At 53.9% G+C, this 10,489-nt stretch carries 7 protein-coding genes; 5 read left to right on the top strand and 2 right to left on the bottom strand.

Annotated elements, in window-relative coordinates; all coding sequences use genetic code 11:
* Entirely contained in the window at positions 1–3,447 is a 3,447-nt protein-coding gene (gene mfd, locus EHN07_RS15730) for a transcription-repair coupling factor (RefSeq protein ID WP_124025000.1), read from the top strand.
* A gap of 230 nt (positions 3,448–3,677) precedes the next feature.
* On the top strand, positions 3,678–4,598 hold the full coding sequence (gene ldtC, locus EHN07_RS15735; RefSeq protein ID WP_124025008.1) for a L,D-transpeptidase LdtC: 921 nt from the start codon (positions 3,678–3,680) through the stop codon (positions 4,596–4,598).
* Positions 4,599–4,694: 96 nt separating this feature from the next.
* Here ldtC and bhsA read toward each other — a convergent pair whose 3' ends face one another.
* Entirely contained in the window at positions 4,695–4,952 is a 258-nt protein-coding gene (gene bhsA, locus EHN07_RS15740; protein WP_124025001.1) for a multiple stress resistance protein BhsA, read from the bottom strand.
* A gap of 249 nt (positions 4,953–5,201) precedes the next feature.
* Between bhsA and EHN07_RS15745 the strand changes: the two genes are divergently transcribed.
* Complete coding sequence (locus tag EHN07_RS15745; RefSeq protein WP_124025002.1) at positions 5,202–5,834, top strand: TetR/AcrR family transcriptional regulator; 633 nt, start codon at positions 5,202–5,204, stop codon at positions 5,832–5,834.
* Positions 5,835–5,961: 127 nt separating this feature from the next.
* On the opposite strand, the gene EHN07_RS15750 is transcribed toward EHN07_RS15745, so the two are convergent.
* The gene (locus tag EHN07_RS15750; RefSeq protein WP_124025003.1) at positions 5,962–6,855 is read right to left on the bottom strand and encodes a siderophore-interacting protein; all 894 of its coding nucleotides are present in this window, start codon (positions 6,853–6,855) and stop codon (positions 5,962–5,964) included.
* A gap of 192 nt (positions 6,856–7,047) precedes the next feature.
* Here EHN07_RS15750 and iutA point away from each other — a divergent pair, with 192 nt between their 5' ends.
* Positions 7,048–9,237: a ferric aerobactin receptor IutA gene (gene iutA, locus EHN07_RS15755; protein ID WP_124025009.1), complete on the top strand. Its 2,190-nt coding sequence runs from the start codon at positions 7,048–7,050 to the stop codon at positions 9,235–9,237.
* Between the two features lie 137 nt (positions 9,238–9,374).
* Positions 9,375–10,403, top strand: a complete 1,029-nt coding sequence (locus EHN07_RS15760) for a Gfo/Idh/MocA family oxidoreductase (protein WP_124025004.1) — start codon at positions 9,375–9,377, stop codon at positions 10,401–10,403.
* Positions 10,404–10,489: the final 86 nt, after the last annotated feature.

The raw sequence follows: 10,489 nt of genomic DNA on the forward strand, positions 1-10,489 counted from the left end.
ATGCCTGAAAATTATCGCTATTCCTTACCTGTTAAAGCTTCCGATCAGCGCCAGCTTGGTGAACTCACCGGTTCTGCCTGTGCGACCGAAGTTGCCGAAATCACAGAACGCCACGACGGCCCGGTGGTGCTAATTGCTCCGGATATGCAAAACGCCCTGCGTCTGCATGATGAGGTCAGCCAGTTTACGCAAAGCCTGGTGGTGAATCTTGCCGACTGGGAAACGCTGCCGTATGACAGTTTCTCGCCGCATCAGGAGATTATCTCATCGCGTTTATCCACGCTGTATCAGCTGCCAACCATGCGACGCGGCGTGCTGATACTGCCGGTGAACACCCTGATGCAGCGCGTCTGCCCGCACAGCTATCTGCACGGCCACGCGCTGGTGATGCAAAAAGGCCAGCGCCTGTCGCGCGATAACCTGCGCAGCCAGCTAGAACAGGCGGGCTATCGCAGCGTGGATCAGGTGATGGAGCACGGTGAATTTGCGACGCGTGGCGCGTTATTGGATTTATATCCAATGGGCAGCGAGCAGCCCTATCGCATCGACTTTTTCGATGATGAGATCGACAGCCTGCGCGTGTTTGATGTGGATACGCAGCGCACGCTCGAAGAAGTCGACGTCATTAACCTGCTTCCTGCGCACGAATTCCCTACGGATAAAACCGCCATCGAGCTGTTCCGCAGCCAGTGGCGCGACAAGTTTGATGTGAAGCGCGAGCCTGAGCACATCTACCAGCAGGTGAGTAAAGGGATGCTTCCGGCGGGGATTGAATACTGGCAGCCGCTGTTCTTTAGCGAGCCGTTGCCGCCGCTGTTTAGCTATTTCCCCGCCAATACTCTACTGATCAATACCGGCGATATCGAAGCCAGCGCCGGGCGCTTCTGGCAGGATACGGTTGCCCGTTTCGAAAACCGCGGCGTGGATCCGATGCGCCCGTTACTGCCGCCAGAAAACCTGTGGCTGCGCGTGGACGAACTGTTCAGCGAGCTAAAAAACTGGCCGCGCATCCAGCTCAAAACGGAATCGTTAGCGGATAAAGCCGCGTTTACCAACCTGGGCTACCGCGCCCTGCCCGACCTGTCAGTACAGGCCCAGCAGAAATCGCCGCTCGATAATTTACGTAAGTTCCTTGAATCCTTTGATGGCCCGGTGGTGTTTTCGGTTGAAAGCGAAGGCCGCCGTGAAGCGCTGGGCGAGCTGTTATCACGCATTAAAGTGGCGCCAAAACGCATTTACCGGCTTGCGGAAGCGGCGGATAAAGGCCGCTATCTGATGCTGGGCTCCAGCGAGCATGGTTTTATCGACACGCTGCGTAATCGCGCACTCATTTGCGAAAGCGACCTGCTGGGTGAACGAGTAAGCCGTCGCCGCCAGGATAGCCGCCGTACCATCAACCCGGATACGTTAATTCGTAACCTTGCCGAGCTGCATACCGGGCAGCCGGTAGTGCACCTGGAGCATGGCGTTGGGCGCTACGCGGGTTTAACCACGCTGGAAGCGGGCGGCATTACCGCCGAATACCTGATGCTGACCTACGCCGGTGACGCCAAACTTTACGTGCCGGTTTCTTCGCTACATTTAATTAGCCGTTATGCGGGCGGTGCCGAAGAGAACGCGCCGCTGCATAAACTCGGTAGTGATGCCTGGTCACGCGCGCGCCAGAAAGCGGCAGAGAAAGTGCGTGATGTTGCCGCCGAACTGCTGGATATTTACGCCCAACGCGCCGCCAAACAGGGCTTCGCGTTTAAGCATGACCGCGAACAGTACCAAATGTTCTGCGATGCTTTCCCGTTTGAAACCACGCCAGATCAGGCGCAGGCCATCAACGCCGTATTAAGCGATATGTGCCAGCCGCTGGCGATGGATCGCCTGGTGTGTGGCGACGTCGGCTTTGGTAAAACTGAAGTTGCGATGCGTGCCGCATTCCTCGCCGTGGAAAACAACAAACAAGTTGCCGTACTGGTGCCAACCACCCTGCTCGCTCAGCAACACCTCGATAACTTCCGCGACCGTTTCGCCAATTGGCCGGTGCGTATCGAAATGCTGTCGCGTTTTCGTACCGCTAAAGAACAGGCGCAGATCCTTGAAGAAGCGCGTGAAGGGAAAGTCGATATCCTGATTGGCACCCATAAGCTTCTGCAGAACGACGTGAAGATGAAAGATCTCGGTCTGTTAATCGTCGATGAAGAGCACCGTTTCGGGGTGCGCCATAAAGAGCGTATCAAAGCGATGCGCGCCGATGTGGATATCCTGACGCTGACCGCCACCCCGATTCCGCGCACCCTGAATATGGCGATGAGCGGCATGCGTGACCTGTCGATTATCGCCACGCCGCCGGCACGTCGCCTGGCGGTGAAAACCTTCGTGCGCGAGTACGACAGCCTGGTTGTTCGCGAAGCGATTCTGCGTGAAGTGCTGCGCGGCGGCCAGGTTTACTACCTCTATAACGATGTGGAAAATATCCAGAAAGCGGCGGACAAGCTTGCCGAACTGGTGCCGGAAGCGCGTATCACCATCGGCCACGGGCAAATGCGCGAGCGCGAGCTGGAACGGGTGATGAACGACTTCCACCACCAGCGTTTTAACGTGCTGGTGTGTACCACAATTATCGAAACCGGTATCGATATTCCGACTGCCAATACCATTATCATTGAGCGTGCGGATCATTTCGGCCTCGCGCAGCTGCACCAGCTGCGCGGCCGCGTCGGGCGTTCACACCATCAGGCTTACGCCTGGCTGCTGACGCCGCATCCAAAAGCGATGACGACGGATGCGCAAAAGCGTCTGGAAGCGATCGCCTCGCTTGAAGATTTAGGCGCAGGCTTTGCGCTGGCCACGCATGACCTGGAGATTCGGGGTGCCGGTGAACTGCTCGGCGAAGGCCAGAGCGGCTCGATGGAAACCATTGGATTCTCGCTGTATATGGAGATGTTGGAAAATGCCGTCGACGCGCTAAAAGAGGGGCGTGAGCCGTCACTTGAAGATTTAACCAGCAGCCAGACGGAGGTGGAATTGCGTATGCCTGCCCTGCTGCCGGATGATTTCATCCCGGACGTCAATACGCGTCTGTCATTCTATAAGCGCATTGCCAGCGCCAGAACCGCGCATGAGCTGGATGAGCTGAAAGTGGAATTGATCGACCGCTTTGGCCTGCTGCCGGATGCCGCGCGTAACCTACTGGATATCGCCGCTTTGCGCCAGCAGGCGCAGAAGCTCGGGGTGCGTAAAATTGAAGGTAACGACAAAGGCGGCGTGATTGAGTTTGCCGAGAAAAACCATGTCAACCCGGTCTGGCTGATTGGCCTACTGCAAAAGCAGCCGCAGCACTACCGCCTGGATGGGCCTACGCGCCTCAAATTCATTGAGGATCTCGCGGACCGCAAAGCCCGTATGGAATGGGTGCGTAACTTTATGCATCAGCTGGCGCAGAACGCGGCGGCCTAGCTTTTCTCTTGTGGCGGGGAGGGGATGCGCTTACCCGCTCTCTTCCCCCTTCCGCTTACATTTACACATCCTTTCAATCCACCAGGATTTCCCGACATCCCCCGCTGCGATAATCACCGCTTAACTTTTCTATAACATTAACCTTAATGTTTACGGGGTTTACCGTGATAACTTCTTTGAGTGTTTTATCATCTCGCAGAGCTCGCGCAGTGCGCTGGCTGGCGTCGATTATGCTGGTTTGCGCCACACTCGCCACTTTTAACGCACACGCCAACTCTTATCCTTTGCCGCCCGAAGGCAGCCGTTTGATCGGCCAGAACTTTTTCCATGTGGTGGCTGATGACGGCGGTTCGCTTGAGGCGCTCGCCAAACAATACAATGTCGGCTTCCTCGCATTGCTACAGGCCAACCCGGGAGTGGACCCTTACGTGCCGCGTGCAGGCAGCGTGCTCACTATTCCAGGGCAGATGTTACTGCCAGATGGCCCGCGCCAGGGGCTGGTCGTCAATCTTGCTGAGCTGCGCCTGTACTACTATCCCGCAGGAAAAAATAGCGTAACCGTGTATCCGATTGGCATCGGCCAGCTTGGCGGCGATATGGTAACCCCGACCATGGTAACCACCGTTGCCGATAAACGCGCCAACCCAACCTGGACGCCAACCGCGAATATTCGCGCCCGCTATCTGGCGAATGGCATCAAACTTCCGCCCGTGATCCCAGCCGGGCCGGATAACCCGATGGGCCACCATGCGATTCGCCTTGCCGCTTTTGGCGGAGTTTACCTGCTGCACGGCACTAACGCCGACTTTGGCATTGGCATGCGCGTCAGCTCCGGCTGTATTCGCCTGCGCGATGACGATATCAAAGCGCTGTACAAAGATATGCCGGTCGGGACGCCGGTGCGCATTATCAATACGGCGATTAAAACCTCCATCGAGCCTGACGGCACGCGTTTAGTTGAAGTGCATCAGCCGCTCTCAAAGGATATTAATGACGATCCGAAAGTGCTGCCGATTGTGCTGAGCGAGCAGATGAAGCAGTTCCAGTCGGCTGCTGAAACGGATGCCAGCGTGATGGAACAGGCGATGCAGCACCGCTCCGGCATGCCGGTTGAAGTCAATGCTCATGCCAGCGTGAGCAACCAAATTTAATTTCTTTCAATAGCAAAAGGCTCCTCTGTTTTTAACAGGGGAGCCTTTTTTTATGAAACTGGTTTGATCAGGCGGCGCTCAGAGGGCGTAGAGTGCTTATTTATAAATGACCGCCGTTCCGTGCAAAGTATTCGGACCGGTGACTGAAGTGATGCGGAATGAACTGGCACCCATTTCTTCAGCTTTCTCAGCCAGCTGTGCTTCCAGAGAAGCCAGGTTCGTCCCGGCGGTGGCGGTTATGGTACCCACTTTTTGCTGGCCTGCCGGAGTTGACTGAACTTCAACGGCGGCGAAACTGGCAAAAGAGAGTGAGCTAAGAAGGGCAGCAGCGATCAGCGTTGTAACGTTTTTCATGTTGTTTACCTTGTGCAGATGATTTTTTAAGGGCGTTAAATCTATTTACTTAACGTTCGATAAGTAAATCATAAACGTGATCTGCATCACGGTCAAATTATTTTTATAATGACCGTTAATAATTTAAATAAAGCACTATTTTTCATATAGATAGAATTAATTTATTTTTAATCCATCGGCCGCTAGCTACGGCATGGTATTATTTTTATAATGATCGTTCACTAAACAGACAAAGGTTAAACGGTTCCCATGTCTACCGACATCAGTTGCACTAAAAAAAGCCGTGGCCGACCAAAAGTGTTTGACAGGGAAGCCGCACTTGACAAGGCCATGGCTTTGTTCTGGAAACACGGCTACGAAGCCACCTCAATGGCACATCTGGTTGAAGCAACGGGGGCGAAAGCACCCACGCTGTATGCAGAGTTCACCAATAAAGAGGGGTTATTCAAGGCGGTGCTGGATCGCTATATCGCGCGTTTCGCCAAAATGCGGGAAGCGTGCTTGTTCTGCGAAGAGCGCACGCTTGAAGAGGCGCTGGAAGCTTATCTGTCGCTGATTGCAAAGCTATTTACTGAAAAAGATACCCCTACGGGGTGCTTTATTATCTGTACTTCATCAGTACTTGCGGCATCGTCAGATGATATTGCAGCGGTGATAAAAACGCGGCAGTCGATGCAGGAAGAGACGCTGGCGCGTTTTCTGGCCAGCTGCCAGCAAAAAGGTGAAATTCCCGCCGCCAGCTGCGTACGCAAACTGGCTAAATACCTGTGCTGTATTATTCAGGGGATGTCGGTCAGCGCGCGTGAAAATGCCAGCTACGAAGAGCTGATGCAAATCGTCAATACCACGATGCGGTTGATGCCAGAACTCAAGAAAATCTAATACCGGGCGGCGCGCTTGCCGCCCTGATATTGCTGGCAAAGAAGCAAAAAGCATGGTTTTCCCTTCTTTTATTGATGCTCTCTGTTGGTTTTGAAAAAAACATGCGGTTTATCAATAGCCTGATTTTTTAACGCGCTCGTCCCTTGCTCCAGTACGCCATAAAATTGATGGCGTCATGGCTCACGCCACATTCACCAATCAAATAGCGACGTAGCAGCTTCACTACCGTGGATTCCGCCGCAACCCAGCCGTAAAAATGATTGCTGGCGGTGGTGGCTTTGTCCCACAGCAGCTCGCCTTCTGCCTCTTCATTCACCGCTTCTGCCACACCCGCTGTTTCAGGGAGCCGCACGCTCTCCCGAACGGCTCTCAACAAGCATCCACCATGCGTGGCATTCAGCGTTTTTCGCGCCAGCCAGTGAATTTCTGCAAAGCTAAATGCGCTTAAATCCACGCAGTCGCCCTGCTCCGGCACTTCAAAAAAGGCCTGAATTTTCGGTGGTTTTGGCTGCAGCGCCAGTCGTTCAAGGATGCCGCGCGCGGCAGGCAGCGCGGTTTCATCGGCAATAATTAATCCCTGACGCAATCCCGCAGGGGGCGTCCATTCATAACCACCGCTATCGTGTGGGTAGTCAGCATTCGGCGCAACAATCTGAATTTTGTTGCCCGGCTGCGAGTGAAGCGCCCATGCTGAGGCCGGGCCTTCCGTACCGTGGCTGACAAATTCAACCGTCACTTGCTGACGCTCACGATCGACATGGCGCAAGGTATAAGTACGCACCACGGGCCGTTTTTCCTGCGGGAGCGCTTGCAGCAGTTGATACCACTCCCCTTGCTCCGCCAGGGCCGGAATGGAGCCATCGGCCGAGGGAAATAACATTTTGATGCGCTGATCGGGCGAGTCACACTTCATCTTTGCCACATCCGGGCCACCGAATACCAGTCTTAATAGTGAAGGTGAGACCGGTGATTTATTCACCAGCTTTACATTAAACAACCGATAGCCTTGCACCCCAGCCATTTCAGCTCCTTTGCCGCATCAGGCCCATATTTCTACAGAAAACCACAGAAACCTTGTGATTATTCATAAGATTAATTTAAGGGATACTAGCAATTGAGATTGATAATGAGAACCGTTATCGGCAAAATCCTGTCGATTCTTATTTCAAAACGTTCATAAATGTTAATTTTTCCTCTCTAAGGAGTGATGATGATGCATAAAAACGCACGCTGGGCGCTTAACCCGCTGCTGCTGGCGATGATGGCTCCGGCTTTCGCTCAGCCAACCTCAGAAGAAAATATTCTGGTTTCTGCGAACCGCATGCACCGTACCGTGGCCGATATGGCGCAGACCAGCTGGGTTATTGAAGGTCGCGAACTCGAACAGCAGATCCAGGGCGGCAAGGAGCTCAAAGATGCGCTTGCACAGTTAATTCCGGGGCTGGATGTCAGCAGCCAAAGCCGTACCAACTACGGTATGAACATGCGTGGCCGCTCGATTGTGGTGCTGGTGGACGGGGTTCGACTGAACTCATCCCGTACCGATAGCCGCCAGCTCGATTCTATCGACCCGTTTAACATTGAACACATTGAAGTGATCTCCGGCGCCACTTCGCTGTACGGCGGCGGCAGTACCGGCGGCCTGATTAACATCGTCACTAAAAAAGGCCAGCCTGAAACGCAGGTCGAATTCGAAACCGGTATCAAATCAGGCTTTAACAGCAGTAAAGATCGCGATGGACGCGTGGCCGCTGCCGTTTCCGGCGGTAACGAACATGCCTCCGGGCGCATGTCCGTGGCCTATCAGAAATTTGGTGGCTGGTTCGATGGCAATGGCGACCAGACGCTGCTCGATAACACGCAAACCGGCCTGCAATACTCTGACCGTTTAGATGTGATGGGCACCGGCACGCTCAATATCGATGAAACCCAGCAATTGCAGCTGGTGACACAATATTATAAAAGCCAGGGCGATGACGATTACGGGCTGAATCTGGGAGAAAACTTCTCGGCGGTAACCGGTAACGGTAATGCTTCGGTCAGCAACCAGCTCAATTCAGATCGCATTCCCGGCACCGAACGCCATCTGATTAGCCTGCAATATTCCAACAGCGATTTCCTCGGCCAGGAGCTGGTTGGGCAAGTTTACTATCGCGATGAATCGCTGACCTTCTATCCGTTCCCGACGCTGACGCGCGGCGCGGTAACCAGTTTCTCTGCCTCACAGCAGGATACCGATCAGTACGGTGCCAAACTGGCGTTGACCAGCCAGCCACTTGATGGCTGGCAGCTCACCTACGGGGTCGATGCGGACCACGAGAGCTTTACCTCTAATCAGAAATTCTTTGATCTGGCAAAAGCCAATGCTTCCGGCGGCCTGAATAACCAAAGCATTTACACCACCGGCCGTTATCCGGGTTACACCATCACTAACCTCGCGCCGTTCCTGCAAAGCAGCTATGACATCAACGAACTGTTTACCGTCAGCGGCGGCGTGCGCTACCAGTGGACCGAGAATAAAGTTGATGACTTTATTGGCTTTAGCCAACAGCAGGGTATCGCAAACGGTATCGCACAGTCTGCGGATGCGATTCCTGGCGGCAGCACCGATTACGATAATGCGTTATTCAACGCCGGCCTGTTAATGCACATCACCGAGAGGCAACAGGCATGGTTTAACTTCTCGCAGGGGGTGGAGCTTCCGGACCCGGGTAAATACTACGGTAACGGCTCTTACCGCCTGGTGAACGGGCACTACCAACTGCTGAACAGCGTTAACGTCGGGCAGTCAAAACTTCAGGGAATCAAAGTCGACTCCTATGAGCTGGGCTGGCGTTACACCGGCGATAATCTGCGTAGCCAGATTGCGGCCTATTACTCGCTTTCTGACAAGTCCATTTCGATTAACCGCGCCGATATGACGATTAATGTTGAGGATGACAAGCGCCGCATTTATGGCGTTGAAGGTGCGGTGGATTACTTTATTCCGGATTCAAACTGGAGCACCGGCGTAAACTTCAACGTGCTGAAATCCGAAACCAAAGTGGATGGCAAATGGCAGAAATGGGACGTAATTTACGCCAGCCCATCGAAAGCCACTGCTTATGTGGGCTGGGCGCCAGAACCGTGGAGCCTGCGCGTGCAAAGCCAGCAGACTTTTGATTTGACCGACGCCCACGACAATAAGATCAACGGCTACAATACCCTCGACTTTATCGGAAGCTACGCGCTGCCGCTGGGCAAGCTCAGCTTCAGCATCGAAAACCTGCTGGATAAAGACTACACCACCGTCTGGGGCCAGCGCGCACCGCTCCTGTATAGCCCAACTTACGGCAGCCCATCGCTGTATGAATACAAGGGCCGTGGGCGCACTTACGGCGTGAACTACTCGTTCTTATTCTAAGCGTCACCGCTGGCTGGCTAACAACCAGCCAGCTTTTTACGCCCGCGCACAAAAACCCGCTCGACCAAAGCCCGGTAGTCATTTAAAACATAGGGATTCTCATGGCAGGTACGGCTTATAGTTAGTAAGGTCAAAATATGTTGGCAGGTATTATTGGTTTAGGTTCAGTCATCGAAACAGCTTATCTCCCGGCGCTGCGCCGCCTTTCTCTTTCCTCTGGCGAATTATACGGTTATGACAGCGATCCCCTGCGGAATATAGAAGGGATTACGCGTTGCGACTCTCTGAATGTGCTGCTGGCATTGCCGCTCGACATGGTGCTGATAACGACTTCATCGTTGCATCACTTGCCGGTGCTTGAAACCGTATTGCAAAGCAAGGTGCCCGCCATTGTGGTGGAAAAACCGGTTGCCGCCACGCTGCCACAGCTTGAGAAACTGCAAATGCTGCTCGGCGATCCCCAGAAAGCCGCTCGTGTGCTGGCGCTGGATCACTGGATGGTGCGTACTCAGGCGTGCAGGTATATTCGCAACGTCAACCAAATAAGCCATATCGAAGCATTTTTGCTTGAGCCAAGCGGCTTTAATGCCGCCGGGGAACCCATTGCCCTGAACTTCGTCACCGGTGACGCAGACACCCGCCAGCTACGCCATCCTGACGGTGTGATTGCCGATATCGGCACCCACGTCCTCGCTATGATGCGCGAAACCATTCATCAGCTGGGCGGGCACGATAAATTAACCGTCGAGCTTGATTACGCACGGGACCGGCTGGGAAAGGCGATTTCTGCCGGAGATTTTACTACCGCGGAAGGTGAAGCCCTGCTCACTGGCACCCTGAGCGATATTCCCTTTACAGTCCATCTTAATAAGTATGCTGGCCCTGCCGGTGGGCAAAAAGGGATGCGGATCCATCTTCACGATGGGCAAGTGATTAATATTGACCGTGAAGGCACAAATGAAGTGGTGGAGCGGATTTCAGCGCAAGGCACCGAACGCGGCCTCATTGCGGGGCCACTGTACGACCGCTGCTTGCTGGATGTGGTGTTTGGCGAGAACAGCCTGTTTGCGCAAGCTCCTGAAGAGATCCCGGCTTACACACAGCGCCGAATAGCAGAGGTGACGGCATTGTTATCCTTGCAGCAACAGTTACGCGGCAATCATTAATAATAACCAGCCCAGACTGATGGCAAACCCCATGACTTTCGCAAAACGAACATGGACCATCACTAAAAAAACAAGGAAAATCAATT

Origin of the sequence: Buttiauxella warmboldiae (assembly GCF_003818135.1) — a bacterium.
GTDB lineage: Bacteria > Pseudomonadota > Gammaproteobacteria > Enterobacterales > Enterobacteriaceae > Buttiauxella > Buttiauxella warmboldiae.

What these genes read in the sequence shown, in the direction of transcription:
- mfd (WP_124025000.1), top strand. Translation starts at nt 1, where the DNA reads ATGCCTGAAAATTATCGCTATTCCTTACCTGTTAAAGCTTCCGATCAG.
- ldtC (WP_124025008.1), top strand. Translation starts at nt 3,678, where the DNA reads ATGCTGGTTTGCGCCACACTCGCCACTTTTAACGCACACGCCAACTCT.
- bhsA (WP_124025001.1), bottom strand. Translation starts at nt 4,952, where the DNA reads ATGAAAAACGTTACAACGCTGATCGCTGCTGCCCTTCTTAGCTCACTC.
- EHN07_RS15745 (WP_124025002.1), top strand. Translation starts at nt 5,202, where the DNA reads ATGTCTACCGACATCAGTTGCACTAAAAAAAGCCGTGGCCGACCAAAA.
- EHN07_RS15750 (WP_124025003.1), bottom strand. Translation starts at nt 6,855, where the DNA reads ATGGCTGGGGTGCAAGGCTATCGGTTGTTTAATGTAAAGCTGGTGAAT.
- iutA (WP_124025009.1), top strand. Translation starts at nt 7,048, where the DNA reads ATGCATAAAAACGCACGCTGGGCGCTTAACCCGCTGCTGCTGGCGATG.
- EHN07_RS15760 (WP_124025004.1), top strand. Translation starts at nt 9,375, where the DNA reads ATGTTGGCAGGTATTATTGGTTTAGGTTCAGTCATCGAAACAGCTTAT.